Origin of the sequence: Halomonas alkalicola (assembly GCF_030704205.1) — a bacterium.
Classification (GTDB): Bacteria; Pseudomonadota; Gammaproteobacteria; order Pseudomonadales; family Halomonadaceae; genus Halomonas; species Halomonas alkalicola.
This window is the reverse complement of the sequence record NZ_CP131913.1, coordinates 3,174,324-3,198,089: the sequence shown is the minus strand read 5'-3', so window position 1 is coordinate 3,198,089 and position 23,766 is coordinate 3,174,324. Positions and strand designations below refer to the sequence as shown.

Annotated in this window: 23 protein-coding genes; 8 read left to right on the top strand and 15 right to left on the bottom strand. The window is 69.3% G+C overall.

What is annotated here, in order from left to right; all coding sequences use genetic code 11:
• Positions 1–3: 3 nt before the first annotated feature.
• From B6N23_RS15030 to B6N23_RS15020, 3 genes are all read right to left on the bottom strand, one after another.
• On the bottom strand, positions 4–642 hold the full coding sequence (locus tag B6N23_RS15030) for a class I SAM-dependent methyltransferase (protein WP_119021604.1): 639 nt from the start codon (positions 640–642) through the stop codon (positions 4–6).
• A gap of 10 nt (positions 643–652) precedes the next feature.
• On the bottom strand, positions 653–1,279 hold the full coding sequence (locus B6N23_RS15025) for a TIGR04211 family SH3 domain-containing protein (RefSeq protein ID WP_302139120.1): 627 nt from the start codon (positions 1,277–1,279) through the stop codon (positions 653–655).
• Between the two features lie 230 nt (positions 1,280–1,509).
• Positions 1,510–1,839 carry a DUF1820 family protein gene (locus B6N23_RS15020; RefSeq protein WP_305500358.1) on the bottom strand — a complete coding sequence of 110 codons (330 nt, stop codon included), beginning with the start codon at positions 1,837–1,839 and terminating at the stop codon, positions 1,510–1,512.
• Positions 1,840–2,059: 220 nt separating this feature from the next.
• On the opposite strand from B6N23_RS15020, the gene miaB reads away from it, so the two are divergent.
• The 6 genes from miaB (at position 2,060) to B6N23_RS14990 (ending at position 8,760) form a co-directional block, all read left to right on the top strand.
• Complete coding sequence (gene miaB, locus B6N23_RS15015) at positions 2,060–3,403, top strand: tRNA (N6-isopentenyl adenosine(37)-C2)-methylthiotransferase MiaB (RefSeq protein WP_110069373.1); 1,344 nt, start codon at positions 2,060–2,062, stop codon at positions 3,401–3,403.
• Between the two features lie 79 nt (positions 3,404–3,482).
• Positions 3,483–4,568: a PhoH family protein gene (locus tag B6N23_RS15010; protein ID WP_110069372.1), complete on the top strand. Its 1,086-nt coding sequence runs from the start codon at positions 3,483–3,485 to the stop codon at positions 4,566–4,568.
• Positions 4,565–5,077: an rRNA maturation RNase YbeY gene (gene ybeY, locus B6N23_RS15005; protein ID WP_110069371.1), complete on the top strand. Its 513-nt coding sequence runs from the start codon at positions 4,565–4,567 to the stop codon at positions 5,075–5,077. The genes B6N23_RS15010 and ybeY overlap by 4 nt, the downstream gene beginning before the upstream one ends.
• On the top strand, positions 5,074–5,943 hold the full coding sequence (locus B6N23_RS15000; RefSeq protein WP_305500353.1) for a CorC family transporter: 870 nt from the start codon (positions 5,074–5,076) through the stop codon (positions 5,941–5,943). The genes ybeY and B6N23_RS15000 overlap by 4 nt, the downstream gene beginning before the upstream one ends.
• Positions 5,944–5,995: 52 nt before the next feature.
• A complete protein-coding gene (lnt, locus tag B6N23_RS14995) occupies positions 5,996–7,468 on the top strand; it encodes an apolipoprotein N-acyltransferase (RefSeq protein ID WP_305500351.1) in 1,473 nt (490 codons plus the stop codon).
• Positions 7,469–7,557: 89 nt separating this feature from the next.
• A complete protein-coding gene (locus B6N23_RS14990; protein ID WP_305500348.1) occupies positions 7,558–8,760 on the top strand; it encodes an IS110 family RNA-guided transposase in 1,203 nt (400 codons plus the stop codon).
• Positions 8,761–9,144: 384 nt separating this feature from the next.
• Here B6N23_RS14990 and phaC read toward each other — a convergent pair whose 3' ends face one another.
• The 5 genes from phaC to prmB form a co-directional block, all read right to left on the bottom strand.
• A complete protein-coding gene (gene phaC / locus B6N23_RS14985; RefSeq protein WP_305500346.1) occupies positions 9,145–10,989 on the bottom strand; it encodes a class I poly(R)-hydroxyalkanoic acid synthase in 1,845 nt (614 codons plus the stop codon).
• Positions 10,990–11,128: 139 nt separating this feature from the next.
• The gene (locus B6N23_RS14980) at positions 11,129–11,557 is read right to left on the bottom strand and encodes a phasin family protein (RefSeq protein ID WP_305500343.1); all 429 of its coding nucleotides are present in this window, start codon (positions 11,555–11,557) and stop codon (positions 11,129–11,131) included.
• Between the two features lie 121 nt (positions 11,558–11,678).
• Positions 11,679–12,134, bottom strand: coding sequence for a DUF6489 family protein (locus tag B6N23_RS14975; protein ID WP_305500341.1), 456 nt, complete (start codon positions 12,132–12,134; stop codon positions 11,679–11,681).
• Between the two features lie 67 nt (positions 12,135–12,201).
• Complete coding sequence (gene aroC / locus B6N23_RS14970) at positions 12,202–13,287, bottom strand: chorismate synthase (protein WP_305500339.1); 1,086 nt, start codon at positions 13,285–13,287, stop codon at positions 12,202–12,204.
• Positions 13,288–13,315: 28 nt separating this feature from the next.
• Positions 13,316–14,263 carry a 50S ribosomal protein L3 N(5)-glutamine methyltransferase gene (gene prmB, locus B6N23_RS14965; protein WP_305500336.1) on the bottom strand — a complete coding sequence of 316 codons (948 nt, stop codon included), beginning with the start codon at positions 14,261–14,263 and terminating at the stop codon, positions 13,316–13,318.
• Between the two features lie 126 nt (positions 14,264–14,389).
• Between prmB and B6N23_RS14960 the strand changes: the two genes are divergently transcribed.
• A complete protein-coding gene (locus tag B6N23_RS14960) occupies positions 14,390–14,962 on the top strand; it encodes a Smr/MutS family protein (protein ID WP_305500333.1) in 573 nt (190 codons plus the stop codon).
• Position 14,963: 1 nt separating this feature from the next.
• Here B6N23_RS14960 and B6N23_RS14955 read toward each other — a convergent pair whose 3' ends face one another.
• From B6N23_RS14955 to B6N23_RS14945, 3 genes are read right to left on the bottom strand one after another with little or no spacing between them, the layout of a single operon-like run.
• Entirely contained in the window at positions 14,964–16,058 is a 1,095-nt protein-coding gene (locus B6N23_RS14955; RefSeq protein WP_305500331.1) for a patatin-like phospholipase family protein, read from the bottom strand.
• Positions 16,055–16,942 carry an alpha/beta fold hydrolase gene (locus tag B6N23_RS14950; RefSeq protein ID WP_305500329.1) on the bottom strand — a complete coding sequence of 296 codons (888 nt, stop codon included), beginning with the start codon at positions 16,940–16,942 and terminating at the stop codon, positions 16,055–16,057. Before B6N23_RS14950 ends, B6N23_RS14955 begins: the two co-directional genes overlap by 4 nt.
• On the bottom strand, positions 16,939–17,745 hold the full coding sequence (locus B6N23_RS14945) for an alpha/beta fold hydrolase (RefSeq protein WP_305500326.1): 807 nt from the start codon (positions 17,743–17,745) through the stop codon (positions 16,939–16,941). The genes B6N23_RS14950 and B6N23_RS14945 overlap by 4 nt, the downstream gene beginning before the upstream one ends.
• 228 nt (positions 17,746–17,973) lie before the next feature.
• Here B6N23_RS14945 and B6N23_RS14940 point away from each other — a divergent pair, with 228 nt between their 5' ends.
• Positions 17,974–18,921, top strand: a complete 948-nt coding sequence (locus tag B6N23_RS14940) for an AEC family transporter (protein ID WP_305500324.1) — start codon at positions 17,974–17,976, stop codon at positions 18,919–18,921.
• Positions 18,922–19,039: 118 nt separating this feature from the next.
• On the opposite strand, the gene sixA is transcribed toward B6N23_RS14940, so the two are convergent.
• The 4 genes from sixA to B6N23_RS14920 form a co-directional block, all read right to left on the bottom strand.
• Positions 19,040–19,522, bottom strand: a complete 483-nt coding sequence (sixA, locus tag B6N23_RS14935; protein ID WP_305500322.1) for a phosphohistidine phosphatase SixA — start codon at positions 19,520–19,522, stop codon at positions 19,040–19,042.
• The gene (locus B6N23_RS14930) at positions 19,515–20,582 is read right to left on the bottom strand and encodes an NAD(P)H-dependent glycerol-3-phosphate dehydrogenase (protein WP_305500320.1); all 1,068 of its coding nucleotides are present in this window, start codon (positions 20,580–20,582) and stop codon (positions 19,515–19,517) included. The genes sixA and B6N23_RS14930 overlap by 8 nt, the downstream gene beginning before the upstream one ends.
• Positions 20,583–20,693: 111 nt before the next feature.
• Positions 20,694–22,136: an NAD(P)(+) transhydrogenase (Re/Si-specific) subunit beta gene (locus B6N23_RS14925; RefSeq protein ID WP_305500314.1), complete on the bottom strand. Its 1,443-nt coding sequence runs from the start codon at positions 22,134–22,136 to the stop codon at positions 20,694–20,696.
• A 15-nt stretch (positions 22,137–22,151) separates the two neighbouring features.
• Positions 22,152–23,723 (bottom strand): Re/Si-specific NAD(P)(+) transhydrogenase subunit alpha, encoded by a 1,572-nt coding sequence (locus B6N23_RS14920; RefSeq protein WP_305500312.1) that lies wholly within the window; start codon positions 23,721–23,723, stop codon positions 22,152–22,154.
• Positions 23,724–23,766: the final 43 nt, after the last annotated feature.

Sequence of the window (23,766 nt, the reverse complement as noted above, 5' to 3'; positions counted from 1 at the left end):
CGGCTACTCCAGCGGCCCGCGGCGCACCAGCGCCCAGACGCTCTCGCGGAAGCCGCTGCCGGCCTCCGGCTCGCCCTGCGCCAGCAGGGTGACCCGGAAGTTGGGCGCGAACAGCTCGCGCACCTCATCGGGGGGCACACTGAACGGCGGGCCGCCTTCATCGCCCGGCTCTCGCTCGAGGCTGATCAGCAGGCCGCGGCTGCCCGGCGGGACCAGCTGGGCCAGGTGGAAGGCATAGCGCTGGCGCGTGGCCGGCGGCAGCGCGATCAGCGAGGCACGGTCGTAGAAGGCCCCGATCTCCGCCGCCTGCTCGATGTGAAAGTGGAAGAAGTCGCCCTGCCACAGCTCCACGTTAGCCTGGCGGCAGATCTGGAACCCCGCCTGATGATAGCGGGTGACCACCCCCTGCCCCTCGGCCACGAACTGCTCGATCGCCTCCGGCGCCAGCTCGATGCCCAGCACCGGATGGTCATGGCCGGCCAGCCAGCGCATGTCCAGGCTCTTGCCGCATAGCGGCACCAGCACCTTGGTTCCCGGCCTGACCTCGAGGCCGGGCCAGTGGGCCACCAGCATGGGGTGGGGACGCTCGAGGTGGAACCCGATGCGCCCTTCACGCCAGCGGTCGAGCCATTCATTCGCCATGGCGCCCTCCTCAGAACCAGCGGTCGCGCTTGCGCTTGCGGCGCGGCAGGTGGGGCACGATCAGGCCGACCAGCAGGCCGGCCCCGGCCACGCCGCCACCGTACATGAAGTAGCGCATCAGCAGGTCCTCCTCCTGGGTGTCCAGGCGCGCCTGCAGCTGGCGGATGGTCTGGCGGGACTGCTCCGTCTCGGCGTCCAGCGCCTCGTTGCGCGCCTCGAGGTCGGCGATCCGCGCCTCGCGGGTCTCCAGGGCCTCGCGCTGGCTGGCGGTGCGGCTCTCCCACTCCTCGTTGATGCCGTCGAGCTCGGCGGAGAGCTCGGCCACCTGCTGCTCCAGCGCCGGCACGCGGACCTGGGCGCTGGGGGTCTCCTGCAGCTCGCTGGTGAGAATCCAGACGCTGTTGCCGTCGGCATTCTGCACCCGGGTGTAGTTGCCGCTGGTCTCGAGCTGCGTCACCGGCTCGCCGGCGGTGAGGGTACCGATGATGCGATAGCCGTCGGTGGGACCGCTGCGCACGTAGGTGGTCAGGGAATCGCTGACCCAGTGGGTCGCGTCGTTCTGCTGGGCCTGCAGGGGCAGGGCCAGAAACCCCAGGGCAAGGCCCAGGCTGAGTCGTGTGATGTCGTGTCGTGTCATGCCACTGTCCTGGCTAAAGCTGGCGGATTTCCACTCTGGCGCGACCTGTGTCCGACGCCGGCTTCCTGCCGACGCCGCTGCGATGAGATCTCCGGCCACTCGGGCCGTTTTCCGCAGGAGCTTTTCCACAGCTCCTGTGGACAAGGTTCGGGACAACCGCTGGAAAGGGGTCGCCCGGCGGCGTGGCGCCTGCCCTGCGCCCATTCTGATCACTTCGTGACCAGCCGCCCTCAGCGCTTCGGGGGAGAGGGCGGCGAGAAGGGCCGCGGAAACTCGGCGACCCGCCCGTCGCTCTTCACCGCCCGAGGCGGCCCCTCCCGCTCCACCTCGTCGATGCGCACGATGGCATTGAGCGGAAGATAGCTGCGGATGACCCCCTCGAAGGTGAGCCGCAGCTTGTCCGCGGAGGGGTCCACCACCAGCCGGGAGGCATCCTCGAAGACGAACTCCTCGACCTCGATGAAGCCCCACAGGTCACTCTGGAAGATCTCGCGCGCGTAGAGCTCCCACACTTCTCCCTGCTGGTGAAAAACCACCCCATAGATAGGCTTCGCCGCCATGGTGCTGAGTGTCCCTCGAACCGTGTTCCGACAAGAGGCGCAAGCGTAGCACACTCCCGCGGTCGACGGCCCATGCTGGCCCCGTTGCCGGGCCATGCGTATAATGCCGGGTTACTTTTCGACCCGACCGGTCAGGCCCGCCGCGGCCGCACGTTCACGACACTCCCCCTTCATCCACTGGTGACAGACGTCGGGCGCCTGGCGCCACGACCCAATTCTTATGGCGAAGAAACTCTTCATCAAGACGCACGGCTGCCAGATGAACGAGTACGACTCCGCACGCATGGCGGATCTGCTCGGCGAATCCCACCGGCTCGAGCTCACCGACGACGAGCGCGAGGCCGACGTCATCCTGCTCAATACCTGCTCGATCCGCGAGAAGGCCCAGGAGAAGGTGTTCCACCAGCTGGGGCGCTGGAAGAAGCTCAAGGAGGCCAACCCCGATCTCGTGATCGGCGTCGGCGGCTGCGTGGCCAGCCAGGAGGGCGAGGCGCTGCGCAAGCGCGCGCCCCACGTCGACATGGTGTTCGGCCCCCAGACCCTGCACCGGGTGCCCGCGATGCTCGACGCCCGTCAGCAGGACCAGATCTCGGTGGTGGACGTCACCTTCCCCGAGATCGAGAAGTTCGACCACCTGCCCAAGCCGAGCTCCGATGGCGCCACCGCCTTCGTCTCGGTGATGGAGGGGTGCTCGAAGTACTGCACCTTCTGCGTGGTGCCCTATACCCGCGGCGAGGAGGTCTCGCGCCCCTTCGAGGCGGTGATGGACGAGGTGATCCACCTGGCCGACCAGGGCGTGCGCGAGATCAACCTGCTGGGCCAGAACGTCAACGCCTACCGCGGACTCAACCAACTGGGCGACGAGATCGACCTGGCCGAGCTGATCAGCTGCGTGGCGGCCGTCGAGGGGATCGACCGCATCCGCTTCACCACCTCCCACCCGGTGGAGTTCTCCGACAGCCTGATCGAGGCCTTCGGCGAGATCCCGGAGCTGGTCAGCCACCTGCACCTGCCGGTGCAGTCCGGCTCCGACCGGATACTGGCCGCCATGAAGCGCGGCCATACCGCGGCGGAGTACATCGAGAAGATGGAGCGCATCCGCGCGCTGCGCCCGGACATCAGCTTCTCGTCGGACTTCATCGTCGGCTTCCCCGGCGAGAGCGACGAGGACTTCGCGGCCACCATGGACCTGATCCATCGCATCGGCTTCGACCACTCCTTCAGCTTCGTCTACTCGGCGCGCCCCGGCACCCCGGCGGCCGCCCTCGAGGACGACACCCCGGAGGCCACCAAGAAGCAGCGCCTGGCGATCCTCCAGGAGCGCATCAACCAGCAGGCGATGCAGATCAGCCGGCGCATGGTGGGCACCACCCAGCGCATCCTGGTCACCGGCTTCGCGCCCCGCGACCCGGGCCAGCTCTCCGGGCGCACCGAGAACAACCGGGTGGTCAACTTCCGTGCCGCCAACCCCATGGAGCTGATCGGCTTCTTCGTCGACGTGGAGATCACCGAGGCGCTGCCCAACTCGCTGCGTGGCGAACTCGCCTCGCCCGAGATCTACTGACGCCCCGCCCCTTTATTGCCCCGGCATGCGCCGGGGCAGTAAGCTGCCCTAAATCCAACTTCCACGGGATCCGCCAGTCTTGAGCCAGCCATCCTCCCCGGCCAATCGCATCATCACCCTCAATCTCGAGCCCAATGACCCCCGCCGCCTGGCCAACCTGTGCGGCCAGCGCGACGAGCACCTCAAGCTGGTGGAGGCGCGCCTCGGCATCACCCTGCGCAACCGCGGCAACATCTTCCAGCTGGCGGGCCCAATCCACCGGGTCAAGGCCGCCGCCAACCTGCTCGAACACCTCTACCGCGAGACCGAGGCCAGCGACCTGGAGCCCGACACCGTGCATCTCTTCCTGCAGGAGTCCGGCCTCGAGGCGCTGGAGGAGGAGGAAGGTGGCGCGGCCGACGGCGAGGTGCTGCTGCGCACCCCGCGCACCCTGATCAAGCCGCGAGGCCTCAACCAGCAGGCCTACGTGCAGAGCATTCGCGCCCACGACATCAACTTCGGCATCGGGCCGGCCGGCACCGGCAAGACCTACCTGGCCGTGGCCGCCGCGGTGGAGGCACTCAACCAGCAGGAGGTGCGCCGCATCCTGCTGGTGCGCCCGGCGGTGGAGGCCGGCGAGAAGCTCGGCTTCCTGCCCGGCGATCTGGCCCAGAAGATCGATCCCTACCTGCGCCCCCTCTACGACGCCCTCTACGAGATGATCGGCTTCGAGCAGGTGGCCAAGCTGATCGAGCGCCAGGTGATCGAGATCGCGCCGCTGGCCTACATGCGCGGGCGCACCCTCAACAACGCCTTCATCATCCTCGACGAGAGCCAGAACACCACCCGCGAGCAGATGAAGATGTTCCTGACCCGCATCGGCTTCGGCTCCACCGCGGTGATCACCGGCGACGTGACCCAGGTCGACCTGCCCCGCGGCCAGACCTCGGGGCTGATCCAGGTGCTGGAGGTGCTCAAGGGCACGCCGGGGATCGGCACCACCCACTTCGCCGCCAAGGACGTGGTGCGCCACCCCCTGGTGCAGCGCATCATCGAGGCCTACGACCACTACGAGGCCGAGCAGGAGGTCGCCGAGCGCGCCCGCAAGCAGGCCCGGGAGCAGGAGCGCGAGGCGCTGCGTCTCGAGCGACAGGAGCGCCTCGACCGCGAGCGTGGCGAGCCATGAGCCTGCGGGTCGACCGCCAGCAGGCCGTCGCGGCCGAGGGGCTCCCCGGCCAGGCCGAGCTCGAGGCCTGGGTGGCGGCGGTGCTCGCTCGCCATGAGGTCGACGCCGACAGCGAGCTGACGTTGCGCCTGGTGGACGCCGAGGAGAGCCGCGCGCTCAACCGCGACTACCGCGGGAAGGATCGCCCCACCAACGTGCTCTCCTTCCCCTTCGAGTGCCCGCCGGGCGTGGCGCTGCCGCTGCTGGGCGACCTGGTGATCTGCCACCCGGTGGTGGCCGCCGAGGCCAGCGAGCAGGACAAGGCCCTGCGCGATCACTACGCTCATATGGTGGTGCATGGCACCCTCCATCTGCTCGGCTATGACCACCTCGAGGATGACGAGGCCGAAGCGATGGAGCAGCTCGAGCGCGAGATCCTCGCCGAGCTGGGCATCGACGACCCCTACCGAGACGCGGGCGGTAGCGCCCGCGACGACGCAGCGACCGAGGACGAGAGACCCGACCCATGAGCGAAGACCGAACGAGCGGCCAGGGCAGCCGATCCTGGCTGGAAAAGCTCTTCAGCGCGCTTTCCAGCGACAGCGACGAGCCCAGTTCCCGTGACGAGTTGCTCGCCTTCCTGCGCCAGGCCGCCAGCCGCCTGAAGCTCGAGCAGGACGCCATGATGATCATCGAGGGCGCCCTGAAGATCAGCGACCAGCAGGTGCGCGAGGTGCTGATCCCCCGCTCCCAGGTAACCGCCATCGGCCTCGACCAGCCCCTGGAGGAGTACCTGCCGATCATCCTCGAGGCCGGCCACTCCCGCTACCCGGTGATCGGCGAGAACCTCGACGAGGTCAAGGGCATCCTGCTGGCCAAGGACCTGCTCCCGCTGCTCCAGGGCGGCCAGCAGAATGGCCGCCCCTTCCGGCTCGAGGAGGTGGTGCGCACGGCGCTCTTCGTGCCGGAGTCCAAGCGCCTCAACAGCCTGCTCAAGGAGTTCCAGGACACCCACAACCACATGGCCATCGTGGTGGACGAGTACGGCGGCACCGCGGGCATCGTCACCATCGAGGATATCCTCGAGGAGATCGTCGGCGAGATCGAGGACGAGCACGACGCCGACGAGGAGGAGGATATCCGCGTACTGGGAGAGGGGCGCTACGCCATCCGCGCCCTGACCCCCATCGAGGACTTCAACGAGCGCTTCGCCACCCGCTTCTCCGACGAGGAGTTCGACACCCTCGGGGGGCTCGTGATGCAGCGCTTCGGCCACCTGCCCGGGCGCGGCGAGCACACCGAGATCGGCGGCTGGCGCTTCACCGTGCTCAACGCCGACAACCGCCGCATCCGCCTGCTGGAGGCGGAGCCCTGCAGCGGGCAGGCCGACGCCTGAGGCCCCGCTGCCCGTCACCCCCTTGATTCAGCCCCCAACACGGACGGTCACCATGTCTGAGCTTCGCCTCTCTCCGCTTCTCGGCTGCCTGCTGGCACTGGCCGCCGGGGTCCTCACCACCCTCACCGCCTCGCCCTTCGAGCTGTGGTGGCTCGGCCCGGTCGCGGTGGGCCTGGTCTACCTGGGCATCCAGGCGCTCACCCCCGGCCAAGCCGCCCTGCGCGGCTGGTGCTATGGCCTCGGCCTGTTCGGCTCCGGCGCCTCCTGGGTCTATGTCTCGATCCACGACTACGGCTACACCGGCGTGCCCCTGGCGGTGTTTCTCACCGCGCTGTTCGTGGCCAGCATGGCGCTGTTCCTGGCGGTGACCCTGTGGCTCTACCGGCGCCTCACCGGGCCGCGGCTGGCCTTCCTGGCGTTTGCCGGCGCCTGGGTGCTGGGCGAGTGGCTCAGGACATGGCTCTTCACCGGCTTTCCCTGGCTGCTGCTGGGCTCCGCCCACGTGGACTCGCCGCTGGCCCCCTGGGCGCCCGTCGGCGGCGTCTACCTGCTGTCGCTGATCACCGCCCTCACCGGCACCCTGCTGGTGGAGTTCCTGGCGCGGCGCTGGTGGGCCGCGGCCCCGGTGGCCGCCCTGTGGCTCATCCCCCTGGCGCTGCCGACCCAGTGGACCCAGCCCGCCGGCGAGCCGCTGCGGGTCGCCCTGCTGCAGGGCAACCTGGACCAGCTGATCAAGTGGACACCGGAGGGCCAGCGCGAGGCGGCCAACATCTACGCCGAGCTGACCCGCACCCAGCCCGACGACCTCGACCTGATCGTCTGGCCTGAGGCGGCGCTGCCGATGTTCGAGGACCAGGCGCGGCCGATTCTCGAGCGGGTACAGTCCAACCTCTCCCCCGACACCGCCCTGCTCACCGGCATCCTGCAGCGCGACGCCGAAGGGCGCTACTTCAACAGCGTGATCGGCCTCGGCAACGCCGAGGGAGAGTACCGCAAGGAGCATCTGGTGCCCTTCGGCGAGTACCTCCCCCTGGAGAGCCTGCTGCGTGGCACCATCGCCTTCTTCGACCTGCCGATGCCCGCCATGACCCCTGGACCCTCGGGCCAGGCGCCGATGGTCGCCGCCGGCACCACCATCGGCAACGCCATCTGCTACGAGATCATCTATGCCGACCTGGTGGCCGAGCGCGCCCGGGACAGCGCCCTGCTGATGACGGTCTCCAACGACACCTGGTTCGGCGAGTCCATCGGCCCCCTGCAGCACCTGCAGATGGCGCGCCTGCGCGCGCTCGAGAACGGCCGCTACCTGGTGCGCGCCACCAGCAACGGGGTGACCGTGATCGTCGACCCGATGGGCCGCATCACCGCCCGCGCGCCCCCGTTCGAGATGACCAGCATCACCGGCGAGGTGCGCCCCATGGCGGGCCTCACCCCCTTCACCCGCACCGGCAGCTGGCCCACCTGGCTGCTGGCCGCGCTGCTGGTGCTGCCGAGCCTGAGGCTGCGCCGCCGCTCCACTCCGTAGACATGATGGATTGACCTGCCCCACCTCAACGTCGTGGGTTATGTTGAGGTTGGGCCAGAACACAGAGCCACTATTAAGGGAGGCAGGTCATGAAACAGTCTAACGCAACTCAGCGATCCGTTGTCGACCGCACTGTCACCGAGCGGATCAACGCCGCCAGCTACGTTCACGCCGCCTATATCGGCCTGGACGTGCATAAGGCCAGCATCTCGGTGGCGGTCGCTGAGGCAGGCCGGCAAACGCCCGAGTTTCGTGGCGAGATCCCCAATGAACCCAAGGCGATCGACAAGCTGATTCGTCAGCTGAGTGAGCGCTTTGATGGGCAGCCCATGCTATTCAGCTATGAGGCAGGACCCTGCGGCTACGGCGTCTATCACCAGATTCAGGCCAGCGGACATGATTGCGAGGTGGTGGCTCCGACCCTGATCCCACGCCGCGCCGGCGATCGCGTCAAGACCGACCGCCGCGATGCGCAGATGCTGGCCCGCCTGTCGCGCTCCGGAGAACTCACCCCCGTCTGGGTGCCTACGCCGGAGCAGGAGGCGATTCGCGATCTGACGCGGGCTCGCGAGGATATGAAGGCCATCGAGCTCAAGGCGCGGCAACGCCTGAACGCCTTCCTGCTGCGACACGGCAAGGCCTATCCCGGCAAGAGCAAGTGGATTCCTGCGCACTTCCGCTGGTTGGAAACGGTCCGATTCGACACCCCGGTTCAGCAGATCGTGCTGCAGGAGTACATCGAGGCGGTGAAGGAGGCCCAGCGGCGGGTGGCCGGCCTGGAGAAGCAGATGGAGGCGGCCCTGCCGGCCTGGTCGCTGGCCCCGGTGGTCGAAGCCATCCAGGCGATGCGCGGCGTCAGCCTGATCACCGCCATGACGGTGATGGCTGAGCTGGGGGATATCAGCCGTTTTGATTCGCCCTGTCAGCTGATGGCCTATCTGGGGCTCGTGCCCAGCGAGCACTCGAGCGGGGGTAGCCGACGCCAGGGTGGCATTACCAAGACCGGCAATGGCCATGTACGACGCGTCCTGGTGGAGGCTGCCTGGAGCTACCGCTTTCCGGCCCGCAAGACACGCATTATTGAGCAGCGGGCCGAGAGGACCTCGCCGACGGTGCAGGCGATAGCCTGGGCCGCACAGAAACGACTCTGTGGGCGCTACCGCCGGCTGGCGGCCACGGGCAAGGCCAAGCAACAGGTGGTGACGGCCGTGGCTCGGGAGCTCACCGGCTTCCTGTGGGCGATTGCCTGCGAGGCCATGGGCAAGCCGCACGGCAGCCGAGCCACGGCATGATCATTCCGTCCCAGTGCCTTCGGGTCAGGGAGCGTCGGGCCGGTGGGAGAACCCCTGACGCTCCTATGAGGCCCCCGCCCTCCGGGGCAGGGTGACCCTCGCTCGTAGACCAGGGCAGCTCCGCGACGAAGTGATGACAGGTCGGTACCCAACCCACGAATACCAGAGAGATCCACCGTCGCTGATAGCCCCTCGCTTCCTGATCCGAAGGCATTGAGGATGACCACATGCAACAGAGACAACCGACCCCTTGACGGGTCAATCCATACCAGGAGCTCGATTCATTGGGCGATGAAGGCACGCCACTCTGCGATGAACCCAACAAGAAGCGCCCAGCCGATCACTCGGCTGGGCGCTTCTTCTTACAGCTTATAGCTTACAGCTTCAGGCTTTCGACGAAGTCGGGACCTCGCCCAGCACCTCGGGGATGGTCATCCTGACGTAGCGGCCGGGGGCCGGCTCGATGATCTCGAGCTCGCCATCGCCGGGCTGCCGGGCGGGTACCAGCTTCTCCGCTGCCGGGTCGGCGTAGCCGTTCTCGGTCATCCAGGCCTGCCAGTGGGGCCACCAGGAGCCTTCATGCTGCTCGGCGCCGGCCAGCCACTCCTCGTGGGTCTCGGGCAGGGCATCGTTGGTCCAGTAGCCATACTTGTTCTTGTGGGGCGGATTGACCACCCCCGCGATATGGCCGGAGCCCCCCAGCACGAACTTGACCGGCCCCTTGGGCAGCAGCGCGCCGTAGTAGGTGCTGTTCCACTTGGCGATATGATCCTCCCGGGTGGAGAGGAAGTAGCTGGGGGTGGAGATCTTGCGCAGGTCGATCTTGACGCCGTCCAGCTCGATGCCACCCGGCTGAACCAGGCGATTCTCCAGGTACATGTGGCGCAGATACCAGCCGTGGGTGCCAGCCGGCAGGTTGGTGCCGTCAGTGTTCCAGTAGAGCAGATCGAAGGGCGCCGGCACCTCTCCCTTGAGGTAGTTGCTGATGTAGAAGGACCAGAAGAGGTCGTTCTCGCGCAGCAGGTTGAAGGTGAAGGCCATCACCCGGCCATCCAGGTAGCCATCCTTCGCCATCTTGGCCTCGATGCCCTGAATCACCGGCTCCGAGAGGAAGACGCCGATCTCGCCCGGGTCGCGGAAGTCCTGCAGGGTAGCCATGTAGGTGACCGACTTCACCTTGCGGCCACGACGGGTGCTGGTCAGGTAGGCCACCGTGGAGGCGGCCAGGGTGCCGCCCACGCAGTAACTCAGTAGGTTGACCGACTTCTCACCGGTGGCCTGCTCGATCGCCTCCATGGCGGCGATGGGGCCGAGCTGCATGTAGTCGGCCCAGGTGAGGTCGCGCTGCTCTGGCCCCGGATTGCGCCAGGAGATGAGAAAGACGGTGTGGCCCTGCTCCACCAGCCACTTGACGAAGGAGTTGTCCTCGCGCAGGTCGAGGATGTAGTACTTGTTGATCCAGGGCGGAATGACCAGCAGCGGCGTCTTGAAGGCCTTCTCGGTGGTCGGCGCATACTGGATCAGCTGGATCAGCTCGTTCTCGTAGACCACCGAGCCCGGGGTCACGGCGATGTTGCGACCCACCTCGAAGGCGCTGCGGTCGGTCATGGTGACGTTGAGGCCCTCGGCGGAGTTGGCCAGGTCCTGGCGCAGCCGCGCCAGCCCATCCACCAGGTTCTGGCCGCGGCTTTCCATGGTGCGGCGCATCACCTCGGGGTTGGTGGTGACGAAGTTGGTGGGCGCCATGGCATTGACCAGCTGGCGCGCATAGAAGCCCAGGCGCTGCTTCTGGTCGGCCGGCAGCTCCAGGCCGTCGATCAGCTCCTCGACCATGCGCGAGAAGAGCAGGTACTGCTGCATGAGCGCCAGATAGTAGGGGTCACTGGTCCAGGCCTCGTCATTGAAGCGACGATCGCCCTTGTGCGGTGTCACCAGCGGCTCGACCTGCTCGCCGGCCATGGCGCGCAGGCCGTTCTGCCAGAGCTGGAACTGGTCCTGCATCAGCCGCGCCTGGGTCTGCCACAGCTGGGGAGGATTGCTCATCAGCGACTCGGCCGCCGCCTGGAAGCTGTCCCGCATGTCCCCATAGACGGAATCGGCGGCATCGCTGGGCACCATGCGCTCCAGCAGATCCCCCATCAGGGCGCGATACTCCTCGCCGATCTCCTTCAGCCGGACGTTCCACGCCTCGAGCTCGGCCTGTGTCGGTGCTTCAACCCCTGGCTGCATTGACCCCTCCTGACGCGCCGGCCACCGCCTCGGTGCCGACTGCAAATAGCGCAATCCGCCACCCGTCCTGGACGGGTAGCGGGCTGTTCAGAGGCGCGTCTGGGCGCGCCGCTGGTTCATCCTGCCTGGCAATGGTGGCTCAGCTCTTGCTGGGACCGCGGGTGGAAGCGGCCTTGGCGGGCTCGGCCTTCGCCTTCTCGCCAGCGGCGGCCTTGGCGGCCACCTGCTCGGCCAGCTTGGCCTGCTCGGCGAACAGGCTCTCCAGCTCGGCCTTGAACTCCAGGCTCATCTCGGAGAGCGCCTTGGCGTCCTCGAGCATCTGCTGGGAGAGCTGGTTCATCACCTCGGCCTGGCGGGCGGTGAAGGCCTGCATGGAGTCGGCGTCGCTGACCTCGCTGGCGTCACGCAGCCGCTCGGTGCCGAGCTGGCTGTAGCGCTTCATGGACTCCATCTGGTACTGGGTCAGCTTCTCCATGTTGTCCAGCATCAGGGAGTTGAGCTTGCGCATCGGCTCGAAGAACTGGCGGGTCTGCTCGTTGAAGGCATCGATCATCTTGTTGTCCTGCATGAGGTGGTCTCCCGAAACGGTGACGGATGGCGGGCGATGCGCCCGGCATGTTGCACTGCACAAAGCCTAGTCTGCCACGGCCCAGGTTGCAAGACGATGAAAGGCGAAGGCAGGCGGGGGATCAGCTGTCGCGCTTGGCCCGCGAGCGGGCGCTGGCAGCCCCCTTCTTCGCCGCGCTTCCGGTGCCGCCGGCCTTGCCTGTCGCGCGGGACGCGGAGGAGGATGCAGCGCTATCCGACGCCGCGCCGCTGGACGCCTCGGGCTTGCTCTGGGCGGCGCTCTGGCCGGCCTGCTTGAGCATGTCGAGCATCATCAGCTGGTAGGTGCCGAAGCTCGACAGGCCCTGGGAGAGCCCCTGGGAGAGCCCCTGGGAGAGCCCCTGGGTCAGCCCCTGCCCCATGCCCGACTGCTGCAGGAACGGCTGCATCAGGCTCATGGGGTCATAGCCCTCCACGCCGGACTCCATCTGCTTCTGGATCTGCTCCATCAGCTGCTGCTGGAAAACCGCCACGTCGGGCAGCCCCAGCGACTGGCGAAACTCCTCGGGGGTCAGGTCGAACTCGACATTGATCTTCATGGCGTTGCCCTTGCGGTGGTGATGCCAGGCAGTGTAGCAGCCCGCACACTGCCTGGCGGAGCCCTCCTCAACGCAGCACCGGGGTCGCCACGCGCACCTCGGCGTTCTGGGCGCGATGGCGCAGCAGGTGGTCCATCAGGGTCAGCGCCATCATCGCCTCGGCGATGGGGGTGGCGCGGATGCCCACGCAGGGGTCATGGCGCCCCTTGGTGACCACCTCCACGGGATTGCCATGGACATCGATGCTGCGGCCGGGCGTGGTGATGCTGGAGGTGGGCTTGAGCGCCAGGTGGGCGACGATGGCCTGGCCGCTGGAGATCCCGCCGAGCACCCCGCCGGCGTGGTTGGAGAGGAAGCCCTCCGGGGTCATCTCGTCGCGGTGCTCGCTGCCCCGCTGGCTGACCGAGGCGAAGCCGTCGCCGATCTCCACCCCCTTCACCGCATTGATGCTCATCAGGCCGTGGGCCAGCTCGGCATCGAGGCGATCGAACACCGGCTCGCCGAGCCCGGGGGGCACGCCTTCGGCCACCACGGTGATCCTGGCCCCCACCGAGTCCTGATCGCGGCGCAGCTGATCCATGTAGGCCTCGAGCTCGGGCACCCTGGCCGGGTCGGGGCAGAAGAAGGGGTTGTCGTCCACCGCCTCCCAGCTCTGGAAGTCGATGGCGATGGGACCAAGCTGGCTCATGTAGCCGCGAATGGCAATGCCTCGACTGGCGAGGTACTTCTTGGCGATGGCCCCGGCGGCGACCCGCATGGCGGTCTCCCGGGCGCTGGAGCGCCCGCCGCCGCGGTAGTCGCGCAGGCCGTACTTGTGGTGGTAGCTGTAGTCGGCGTGGGCCGGCCGGAACTGGTCCTTGATGTTGCCGTAGTCCTTGGAGCGCTGGTCGGTGTTCTCGATCAGCAGGCCGATCGAGGTGCCGGTGGTGACCCCCTCGAAGACCCCGGAGAGGATCTTCACCCGGTCGGGCTCGCGACGCTGGGTGGTGTGGCGCGAGGTGCCGGGACGGCGGCGGTCCAGGTCGCGCTGCAGGTCCTCCTCGGTGAGCGGCAGCCCCGGCGGGCAGCCATCGACGATGGCGCCGAGCGCGGGGCCATGGCTCTCGCCGAAGGTGGTGACGGTAAACAGCTTGCCGAAGGTGTTGCCGGACATGGGCGCTCCTCCTCGAAGGGATCGGAAATCAGGCGAAGGACGCCGCATGGGCGTCGAGTTCATCGGCGGTCAGGGCGAAGACCCCCTGGCCGCCGCGCTCGAATTCGAGCCACAGGAAGGGCACCTCGGGGAAGGCGGCCTCCAGATGGTGGTCGGAGTTGCCGACCTCGACGATCAGCACGCCGCGCTCGGTGAGGTGCTCGCGGGCCTCGCGCAGGATACGCCGCACGATCTCCAGGCCGTCGGCCCCGGCCCCCAGGGCCAGAGCCGGCTCGTGGCGGAACTCGGCGGGCATGGTGGCCAGGTCGCGCGCATCCACGTAGGGCGGGTTGGAGACGATCAGGTCGTAGCGGCCCGGCAGCGCCGCGAAGAGGTCGGAGTGCACCGCACGCACCCGCTCGCCCACGTCATGGCGGGTGATGTTCTGGCGGGCCACCGCCAGGGCCTCCTCGCTGATGTCGCCGAGGTCCACCTCGCAGGTGGGCAGGTGCAGGGCGGCGGCGATGCCGATGCAGCCGGAGCCGGTGCAGAGATCCAGCACCCGGGCCGGCGGCTCGTCGGGGAACCAGGCGGCGAAGCCGTGCTCGATCAGCTCGGCGATGGGTGAGCGAGGGATCAGCACCCGCTCGTCCACGTCGAAGGGGTAGCCGGCGAAAAAGGCCTCGCCCAGCAGGTAGGGCAGCGGACGGCGAGTGGTGATGCGGCTGCGCACCAGGGCCACGATGCGCGCGCGCTCCATGGGCAGCAGGCGGGCGTCGAGCACCGCCGGGTCGACGCTCCAGGGCAGGTGCAGGGCGCCCAGGGTCAGCGCCACCGCCTCGTCCCAGGGGGAGTCGGTGCCGTGGCCGTAGAAGAGCCCGGCCAGGTGGAACTCGCTGGCCGCCCAGCGCAGGCAGTCACGCAGGGTGATCAGGCCATCGCGCAGCTCGGAGTCGGGAAGCGTCAGGGTCGAGGAGGAGTCGTTGCGGGCGGCCACGGGGCATCCTGTCGTTGTCGGGCGAATCGGGCAAGGAGGGCCGATTGTAACCGCCGGGGCGGTTCACAGCCACGCCACGCTGGTTATACTGGGTCCCCTTCACTTTCCCGACTGGCCCCCATCGCCATGAGCCGAGACCGCCACCGCCCGGACGACGACGAGATCAGCGCCTTCCGCCAGGCGCTGCGCGAGGCAGGCGTGCGCCGCCTGCGCACCAACCGTGCCGACCCCGGCCGTGTGCGGCGCGAGGATCCCGCGGCTGCCGAGCGCCGCGCCGCCGCCCAGGCCGCGAGCGAGGCCGGCGCCAGCGGGCGCACCTCCGACGGCCGCGTGGAGGCCGTGCGCCCCTCGGAGACCCTGGAGTTCGCCCTGCCCGACCTGCCCTGGCGCACCCGCCAGCGGCTCAAGCGCGGCCAGCTGGCCTGGGAGGCGGGCCTCGACCTGCACGGCTACACCCTGGAGGAGGCCCGTGCCGAGCTCGAGGCCTTCCTGCGCGAGGCCAGCGCCGAGCGGCGCCGCTGCGTGCTGGTGGTCCACGGCAAGGCCTGGGGAACCACCAGCGACTACCCGGTGATCAAGAGCCATGTGAATGCCTGGCTGCGCGAATGGCCCGCCGTGCTGGCCTTCTGCTCCGCCGTCGAGGCCGATGGCGGCACCGGCGCCGTCTACGTGCTGCTGCGCCGCCGCGGCGAGGCCTGACTCATTCGCGCCCGTCCGGTTCGGGCGCGCCCGGGGGCTCCGGGGAGATGAGACCGGGCTGGACCGGGTCCACCACGATGCCACCTTCCCCGAAGCCCGGATGGCAGTGCCCCTCGTAGCGATCCAGCGCCTCCACCGCCAGGTGGCGCCCCAGCATGATCAGCGCCTCGGCGCGATGGAACTCGTAGGCGCCACACACCGTCTTGGGCACCTCGATCAGCACGTCCGGCGGATAGCCCGCCACCTTGTACTTGGCCAGCGCCGCCTGGGTGATATCGAAGGAGGCCAGCACCATGTCCAGCCGGCCCCACTGGCGGCGGCGGACCCCTGCCTCGCTCTGGTCGCCCTCCTCGCCATCGGCACTGCCGGTGCCCGCCCCCAGGCCATCGAACCAGCGGCTGGCGGCGCTGCGCACCTCGTCGACCCAGCCGCCGAAGTCGATGCCGCCGGCATCCCGGGCCTCTTCCCGGGCCCGCTCCTCGGCCGCTTGGTCCGGCGGCAGCAGCTCCTCGAGAGTGACCGGGCGCGGGCTGTGGGCGGTGGCGTTGACCGCCATCACGAAGTCGGCGTGGGCCGAGACGATGGGGATGATCGGCAGCGGATTGAGCAGGCCGCCATCCACCAGCACCTGGTCGCCGCGGTGCACCGGCGTGATCACCCCGGGCACGGCGATGGAGGCGCGGATCGCCTCCAGCAGCGGCCCGCTCTGGAACCACACCTCGCGCTGGCGGGTGAGATCGGTAGCCACGGTGGTGACGGGTATCGGCAGCTCCTCGATGCGCACGTCGCCGACCAGGGACTCCAGCTTCTCCATCACCTTGCTGGCGCGCATCGCCCCCATGGGACTCCAGGTGACGTCCACCAGCTTGAGCACGTCGAAGTAGGCGAGCCGGCACACCCAGTCGCGGTAGCCCTTGAGCTGCCCGGCCGCATAGATGCCCCCCACCAGCGCCCCCATGGAGCAGCCGGAGATGGCCACCACCCGGTAGCCCCGGGCCTCGAGTTCCTCGATCACGCCGATATGGGCATAGCCCCGGGCCCCACCGCTGCCCAGCACCAGGGCCACCCGCTTGCCCTTACGCTCCCTGTCGCTCATGCCCTCGTCTCCTCGGTTTCATCGGTTGTCTCTCCGCGCCAGGCGCCGATTGCCTCGGCGACCGCCTCCACGGCCCCGGGCTCCAGGTGCAGGTGGTGCCCCCCGGGGAGCACCCGGCGCACCAGGCCCGGCACCGCCCCTCGCGCCAGCCGGGCCCGTTCGCTCTCGCCCAGGATCCCCGTCTCCCCCTCCACCAGCAGGGTCGGCGCGCGAATCGCACCCAGGCAGGCCAGGGCCTGCTCGGGGCAGAAGCGCACCGGGGAGGGGCGCAGCAGGCGCGCATCGGTACCCAGGGCCACGCGTCCATCGGCACGCTCGACCAGGTTGCGCGCCACCAGGGGAGCGGCGGTGTCGGCATCGATGGGTGTCGCACCTCCCGCGACCCGCGACGCCACGGCGGTCTCGCTATCAGGATAGTGGGGAGCGGGGGACACGGCACGACGATGGGCCAGCAGGCCCCGGCGCAGCTGCTCCGGGGCGTGCTCGGCTTCGGTGGTCACCGCCCCCAGGCCGTCGATGAGCACCAGTCGCGCGAGCCGCTCCGGCAGCGCCGCTGCGGTCAGGCAGGCGACCCCCGCCCCCATGGAGTGGGCCAGCAGCGTCAGCCGCTCGAGGCCGAGCGCATCGGCGGCGTCCAGCACGTCGTGGCAGTAGTCCCAGAGGGCGTAGTCGCCGGGGGAGTGGGCCGAACGGCCGTGGCCGGAGAAGTCCAGGGCCACCACCCGGATGCCGAGGCGTGCCACCAGGCGCGGCGCCAGGCGGCTGAAGCTGGCGGCGTTGTCGAGCCAGCCGTGCAGGGCGAGCCAGGTCGGCCTGCCGGCGTCGCCCCAGGCCAGGGCGGCCAGGCGGCCCTCGGCCAGGCGCAGTTCAACAGGTTCGTTCATCGGGCCTCCAGCAGTGCATCGAGGGTCTCGAGCAGGATCCGACGGGCCTCGTCGGGGTGCTCCATGGGAAACATGTGGGTACCCGGCACCAGGGTCACCGGCACGCCGTGGCGCCGGAGCCTGCGGCGCCGGCGCGGGGTGAGCAGGTCGGACTCCTCTCCGGCGAGCAGGGCGAAGGGCACCCGCAGCCGGCGCGGCAGGTCGCCCAGGTGATCGGGCAGATGGCGGAAGATCTCCACTTCCACCTGGGGGTCGTAGAGCAGCACCGCCTGGCCGTCGTCGAGCAGCCGGGTGCCGCCCGCAACGTAGTCCTGCAGCGCCTCGGGGGTGAAGCGGCGAAACAGCCGCCGCCGGCGCAGCGAGTGGCGCATGGCCTCGCGGTCGGGCCAGACGGCGCGGCGCCCCTGGCTCTGGCCGGCCGGGGTCACCCGGTCGACGAAGCCGAAGCGCTTGGCGGCCTTCATGGCCCAGGCGTCCAGCCCCAGCATCAGGGGCGGGTCGAGCATCACCACGCAGCGAAAGCGCTCGGGCGACGCCTCGGCGGCCATGGCCATCAGCACGCCCCCCATGGAGTGGCCCACGCCAATCACCGGCGCGTCGAAGGACTCGAGGGTATGCAGCAGCTCATCGCGAAGCGCCAGCCAGTTGTGGCCCACCGGAAAGTCGGGGTGGTGGCCGATGCGGTCCAGCGGGTGGAGATCGAAGCGCTCGGCCAGGGGCGCCAGGAAGCTGCGATAGCTGGAGCCGGGAAAGCCGTTGGCGTGGGCAAACAGCAGCCGGGGAAGGGGGGTCGGTGAGGGCATGGGATCATCCAGGTAGGCGGGCCGACGAAGGCCCCGTGTGGCAGTAGCAGGCTAACGGGATTACCATGATTCGCCAAGCCATCTTCCCCGCCGAACACGCCCGGAGCCCCCGTGAGCCCAACGCCCAAGCCACCCCGTGATACCCGCCTGCGCAACCGCCTCTTCTTCGCCGCGGTGATCGCCGCCATTGTCGTCGGCCTCTGGCTGGCCCGCTAGGAGCACCGCCGCGTGGAGCTTGCCGCCCTCTTCTTCCAGACCCTGGAGGTGACGCTGCCGGTGTTCGCCATGGTGTTCATCGGCCTGGGGCTCAAGCGCGCCGGCTGGATCGACGGCGCCTTCGTCACCACCGCCTCCCAGCTGGTCTTCCGCGGCACCATGCCGACGCTGATCTTCCTGAGCATCATCCGCGCCGACCTGGACGCCACCCTCAACCCGCGGCTGCTGGGCTTCTTCGCCCTGGCCACCCTGGGCAGCTTCCTGTTCTGCTGGGGCTGGGCCAGGCTGCGCGTGCCCCATGCGGAGCGCGGGGTCTATATCCAGGGGGCCTTCCGAGGTAACTGCGGCATCGTCGGGCTGGCCCTGGCCGCCGGCATGTACGGGGAGTACGGACTCTCCGCCGGCGGGCTGCTGCTGGGGGTGGTGATCCTCACCTACAACGCCCTCTCGGTGGTGGCGCTGGCCACCTACCAGGAGGGACAGCGCGCGGACTGGCGCAGCATCCTCGCCCATATCGCCCGCAACCCGCTGATCCTCGCGGTGGTGGCCGCCGTGCCGATCGCCGCCCTGGAGCTGCGCCTGCCGGGCTGGCTGATGACCTCCGGCGACTACTTCGCCTCCCTGACCCTGCCGCTGGCGCTGATCTGCATCGGTGCCACCCCCTCCCTGGAGGCGATCCGCGACTCGGGCCGCCTGGCCACCAGCGCCAGCCTGCTCAAGATGGTGACGGTGCCGATACTGGCCACCGGCGCGGCCTGGCTGGCCGGCTTCGAGGGGCGCGAGCTGGGGGTGATGTTCCTTTTCTTCGCCAGCCCCACGGCGGCGGCGGCCTTCGTGATGGCCAAGGCCATGGGCGGCAACGCTGTGCTGAGCGCCAATATCATCGCCCTGACCACCCTGATGGCCAGCCTCACCGTGACCGTCGGGGCCTTCGCCCTCAAGGTGGCGGGGCTGATCTAGTCAGGGTTCGGGAAAGCGGCGCCGGGGACAGGTCGAAGAGGAGGTCCGTGGACCAGGGATGGTCTAGGTAGCCCCCAGGGAGGGGTTCATGGCGCCTCCTCGAAGGCCTGTCGACGGATCAGCCGCAATCACAAGTAGCCGGTGAAACGAATTCCACCAGCCGGGCGCAGCCCGCGGCCCAGACGTCGGCCTCGAGTTCGGCGACGGCTGCGGTGGGAAAGCCGAGCCCGCGATCGGCCCGGCCCTCCACCAGCAGGCCGGTCAGCGCGCCCACCAGCGGCATGTGGCTGACGAGCAGCAGCGGCCGCCCCTGGGGCTGCGCCAGCAGCCAGTCGGCCACCGCCCGGGGCGGGTCATCCGGCGTGATGAACGAGAGCGCCTCCGCTTCGAGCCCCAGCGCCTCGCCGACGATGGCGGCGGTCTGGCGGGCGCGCCGATAGGGGCTCGCCATCAGGCGCAGCCCGGCGAGGTCATCCCGCTCGGCCAGCCAGGCGGCCATGCGCTCGGCCTCCCGGCGCCCCCGGGCGGTGAGCTCGCGCTCGGCATCCGGCGCCCCGGGGCCCGCCTCGCCGTGGCGCATGATCAGCAGCCGCTCAGCCATGCCGCCCCCCGGTCTCCCGGTGGGCCTGCTGCACGGCCTCCCGGGGCAGGATGAACTCCACGTCGCTGCTCTGCTCGCCGAGCATCAGCATGCGCGCCATCTCCTTGGCCGGCACCCCCTTGAACAGCACCTGGTAGAGCCCCTCGGCCAGGGGCATGTAGACGCCATCTTCCCGGGCCTTGTCGCGCACCAAACGCACGGTGTTGACCCCCTCGGCCACCTGGCCCAGGGCCTCCACCGCCTCGTCGAGGCTCTTCCCCTCGCCCAGGGCGTAGCCGACCCGGTAGTTGCGCGAGAGGGCCGAGGAGCAGGTGACGATCAGATCGCCCACCCCGGCCAGTCCCAGGAAGGTCATGGGGTTGGCGCCCTGGGCCACGGCGAAACGGCTCATCTCGGCCAGCGCCCGGGTCATCAGCATGCTGCGGGTGTTCTCGCCCATGCCCAGCGCGGCGGCCATGCCGGCGGCGATGGCGTAGATGTTCTTGAGCGCCCCGCCGAGCTCCACCCCGTAGCGGTCGTTGCTGGCGTAGACCCGGAAGTAGTCGCAGCCCAGTGCCGTCTGCACCCGGGTGCGGGTCTCGGGGTCGTCGCTGGCGATCACCGTGGCGGTCAGCTGTTTGTCGGCCACCTCGGAGGCGAGGTTGGGCCCGGAGATCACGCCGATATGGGCGAAGCCGGTCTCCTCCTCGAGGATCTGGCTCATCAGCTTGAAGCCCTCCTCCTGGATGCCCTTGGTGGTGGTCACCAGGATCTGCTGCGGGGCGAGGAAGGGACGCGCCTGGCGCACCACCTCGCGGAACGCCTTGGAGGGGATCGCCACCAGCACCAGGTCGGCGCCCTCGAGCACCTCGGCCATCCCGGTGGCGGCCGCCCCCGCGGGGTTGATGGCGTAGTCGGGCAGGTAGCGGCCGTTGACGTGCTCGCGGTTGATCTGCTCAGCCAGCGCCGGGTCGCGCAGCCACTGGCGCACCCGGGCGCCGTTGTCGGCGGCGATGCTGGCGAGCGCGGTGCCGAAGCTGCCGCCGCCGAGCACCGCCACGCGCAGGGGTTGGTCGGTCATGGTCGCCCCGTGTCGGTCGGAATCGATGGGCGCAGTGTAACGAAAAACGCCCCGCGAAGGGGGCGTCTCGAGGCGACAGCGCCCGGGCCTCGGCCCGGGCGGTTGGCCGGCTCAGTCGATCTGCGGCAGCAGCGACTCGATGCTGGCCTTGGCATCGCCGTAGAACATCCGGGTGTTCTCCTTGAAGAACAGCGGGTTCTCGATGCCGGAGTAGCCGGTGCCCTGGCCACGCTTGCAGACGAACACCTGCTTGGCCTCCCACACCTTCAGCACCGGCATGCCGGCGATGGGGCTGTTGGGATCCTCCTGGGCGGCCGGGTTGACGATGTCGTTGGAGCCGATGACGATCACCACGTCGGTGGTGGCGAAGTCGTCGTTGATCTCGTCCATCTCCAGCACGATGTCGTAGGGCACCTTGGCCTCGGCCAGCAGCACGTTCATGTGGCCGGGCAGACGACCCGCCACCGGATGGATGCCGAAGCGCACCTCCTTGCCGGCGCTGCGCAGCTTGCGGGTCAGCTCGCTGACCGCGTTCTGCGCCTGGGCCACCGCCATGCCGTAGCCCGGCACGATGATCACGCTGTCGGCGTCGTTGAGTGCGCTGGCCACGCCACCGGCGTCGATGGCCACCTGCTCCCCTTCGATCTCCGCCGCCGGGCCCTGGCTACCGCCGAAGCCGCCGAGGATGACACTGACGAAGTTGCGGTTCATCGCCTTGCACATGATGTAGGAGAGGATGGCACCGGAGGAGCCCACCAGGGCGCCGGTGACGATCAGCAGGTCGTTGGAGAGGGTGAAGCCGATCGCCGCCGCCGCCCAGCCCGAGTAGCTGTTGAGCATCGACACCACCACCGGCATGTCGGCGCCGCCGATGCCCATGATCAGGTGGTAGCCGATGAAGAACGCCAGCGCCGCCAGCGCCAGCAGGGTCCAGAAGCCGGCGCCGTTGAGGTAGGCGATCGCCAGCACCAGGCAGACGACCGCCGCCCCGGCATTGAGCAGGTGCCCCCCGGGCAGCTGGCGCGCCTTGCCGTCGACCTTGCCGGCCAGCTTGCCGAAGGCGATCACCGAGCCGGTGAAGGTCACCGCCCCGATGAAGATGGCGAAGATCACCTCCAGCTGGAGGAAGGTCAGTTCGTCCGGAGCCTTGGTGGCCACCAGGGCGGCGAAGGCGGAGAACTCCTGGTGCGTGGCATCGAGCGCGCGGGCGGCCAGCACCCGGCGCCGCTCCAGGTCGGCGTTCCAGGCCACGAAGACCGCGGCCAGGCCGACGAAGCTGTGCAGGGCCGCCACCAACTGGGGCATCTCGGTCATGGCGACCCGCTTGGCCACCACCCAGCCGATCGCCGCACCGATGGCGATCAGGGGCAGCATCAGCCAGTGGGCACCGATGCCGGGGCCCAGCGCGGTGAAGAGCACCGCCACCGCCATCCCGGCGATGCCGTACCAGACCGCCCGCTTGGCCTTCTCCTGATTGCTCAGCCCCCCCAGGGAGAGGATGAAGAGCACGCTTGCCGCGATGGCCGCGGCGGACACGAATCCTTGACTCAGCATCTCGACTCTCCGGGATCAGGACTTCTGGAACATCGCCAGCATCCGGCGCGTGACCAGGAAGCCGCCGACGATATTGATGGTGGCGATCAGCACCGAGATCGCCGCCAGCAGCATGACGATGCCGCTGCCCGAACCGATCTGCAGGATGGCGCCGAGGATGATGATCCCGGAGATGGCGTTGGTGACCGCCATCAGCGGCGTGTGCAGCGAGTGGCTGACGTTCCAGATCACCTGGAAGCCGACGAAGCAGGCCAGCACGAAGACGATGAAGTGCTGCATGAAGGAGGCCGGGGCGATCTGGCCGAGCAGCAGCATCAGCGCGCCCCCCCCGCCCAGCAGGGTCACCTGGCGGCGGGTCTGCTCACGGAAGGTGGCGAGCTCCGCGGCCCGCTTCTCCTCCGGCGTGGGTGCCTTCTCCCGGGGCTTGGGCTTCGCCGCGGCGATCGCCTTCACCTTGGGCGGCGGCGGCGGGAAGGTGATCTCGCCGGCGTGGGTCACCGTGGCGCCGCGGATCACGTCGTCCTCCATGTCATGGACGATGGCCCCCTCCTTCCCGGGGGTCAGGTCAGTGAGCATATGGCGAATATTGGTGGAGAAGAGCAGCGAGGCCTGGGTGGCCATGCGCGAGGGGAAGTCGGTGTAGCCGATCACCACCACGCCGTTGTCGCTCATCACCCGCTCGTCGGGGCGGGTCAGGTCGCAGTTGCCGCCCTTCTCGGCGGCCAGGTCGACGATCACCGAGCCGGGCTTCATGGCCGCGACCATCTCCTCGAGCCACAGCTTGGGCGCCGGCCGGCCCGGGATCAGCGCCGTGGTGATGACGATGTCGATGTCGGGCGCCTGCTCGCGGAAGCAGGCCAGCTGCTTCTCGCGGAACTCGGGGCTGGAGGGGGCCGCATAGCCGCCGGTCTCGGCCCCGTCCTGGCTCTCGTCGAAGTCGAGGAAAAGGAACTCGGCGCCCATGGACTCGATCTGCTGGGGCACCTCGGGGCGCACGTCGAAGGCGCGCACCATGGCCCCCAGGCTGACCGCGGTGCCGATGGCGGCGAGCCCTGCCACCCCGGCACCGATCACCAGCACCTTCGCCGGTGGCACCTTGCCCGCCGCGGTCACCTGGCCGGTGAAGAAGCGGCCGAAGTGGTTGCCGGCCTCGATCACCGCACGATAGCCGGCGATGTTGGCCATGGAGGAGAGCGCATCCATCTTCTGGGCCCGGGAGATGCGCGGCACCATGTCCATGGCCACCACGGTGGCCCCCCGGCCGCGGCAGGTCTCCAGCAGCGCCTCGTTCTGGGCCGGCCAGAAGAAGCTGACCAGGGTCTGCCCCTCGCGCAGCAGCCCGGCCTCCGCCTCGCTGGGCTCGCGCACCTTGATGACCACGTCGGCCTCGGCCCACAGCGCCTCGGCGCCGTCGACCACGCTGACGCCGGCGTCCCGGTAGGCCTGGTCGTCGAACCCGGCGGCCGCACCGGCCCCGGCCTCGACCAGACACTCGTGGCCCAGCTTCTGGATCTGGGCGGCGCTTTCGGGGGTCAGTGCCACCCGCGCCTCCCCCTTCGCTCGCTCCCTCGGGGCTCCAATCTTCACGTCACTCTCCCGTTCAATGGCCTGCCGGCGGCGGCAGCCGCCG

Coding starts and splice junctions, on each gene's coding strand:
- B6N23_RS14955 (WP_305500331.1), bottom strand. CDS start 16,058: ATGAGCGACAGGGAGCGTAAGGGCAAGCGGGTGGCCCTGGTGCTGGGC.
- aroC (WP_305500339.1), bottom strand. CDS start 13,287: ATGTCCGGCAACACCTTCGGCAAGCTGTTTACCGTCACCACCTTCGGC.
- B6N23_RS14930 (WP_305500320.1), bottom strand. CDS start 20,582: ATGACCGACCAACCCCTGCGCGTGGCGGTGCTCGGCGGCGGCAGCTTC.
- B6N23_RS14990 (WP_305500348.1), top strand. CDS start 7,558: ATGAAACAGTCTAACGCAACTCAGCGATCCGTTGTCGACCGCACTGTC.
- B6N23_RS14950 (WP_305500329.1), bottom strand. CDS start 16,942: ATGAACGAACCTGTTGAACTGCGCCTGGCCGAGGGCCGCCTGGCCGCC.
- ybeY (WP_110069371.1), top strand. CDS start 4,565: ATGAGCCTGCGGGTCGACCGCCAGCAGGCCGTCGCGGCCGAGGGGCTC.
- B6N23_RS14960 (WP_305500333.1), top strand. CDS start 14,390: ATGAGCCGAGACCGCCACCGCCCGGACGACGACGAGATCAGCGCCTTC.
- B6N23_RS14980 (WP_305500343.1), bottom strand. CDS start 11,557: ATGCAGGACAACAAGATGATCGATGCCTTCAACGAGCAGACCCGCCAG.
- B6N23_RS15030 (WP_119021604.1), bottom strand. CDS start 642: ATGGCGAATGAATGGCTCGACCGCTGGCGTGAAGGGCGCATCGGGTTC.
- miaB (WP_110069373.1), top strand. CDS start 2,060: ATGGCGAAGAAACTCTTCATCAAGACGCACGGCTGCCAGATGAACGAG.
- lnt (WP_305500351.1), top strand. CDS start 5,996: ATGTCTGAGCTTCGCCTCTCTCCGCTTCTCGGCTGCCTGCTGGCACTG.
- B6N23_RS15020 (WP_305500358.1), bottom strand. CDS start 1,839: ATGGCGGCGAAGCCTATCTATGGGGTGGTTTTTCACCAGCAGGGAGAA.
- B6N23_RS14975 (WP_305500341.1), bottom strand. CDS start 12,134: ATGAAGATCAATGTCGAGTTCGACCTGACCCCCGAGGAGTTTCGCCAG.
- B6N23_RS15025 (WP_302139120.1), bottom strand. CDS start 1,279: ATGACACGACACGACATCACACGACTCAGCCTGGGCCTTGCCCTGGGG.
- sixA (WP_305500322.1), bottom strand. CDS start 19,522: ATGGCTGAGCGGCTGCTGATCATGCGCCACGGCGAGGCGGGCCCCGGG.
- B6N23_RS14925 (WP_305500314.1), bottom strand. CDS start 22,136: ATGCTGAGTCAAGGATTCGTGTCCGCCGCGGCCATCGCGGCAAGCGTG.
- phaC (WP_305500346.1), bottom strand. CDS start 10,989: ATGCAGCCAGGGGTTGAAGCACCGACACAGGCCGAGCTCGAGGCGTGG.
- B6N23_RS15000 (WP_305500353.1), top strand. CDS start 5,074: ATGAGCGAAGACCGAACGAGCGGCCAGGGCAGCCGATCCTGGCTGGAA.
- B6N23_RS14945 (WP_305500326.1), bottom strand. CDS start 17,745: ATGCCCTCACCGACCCCCCTTCCCCGGCTGCTGTTTGCCCACGCCAAC.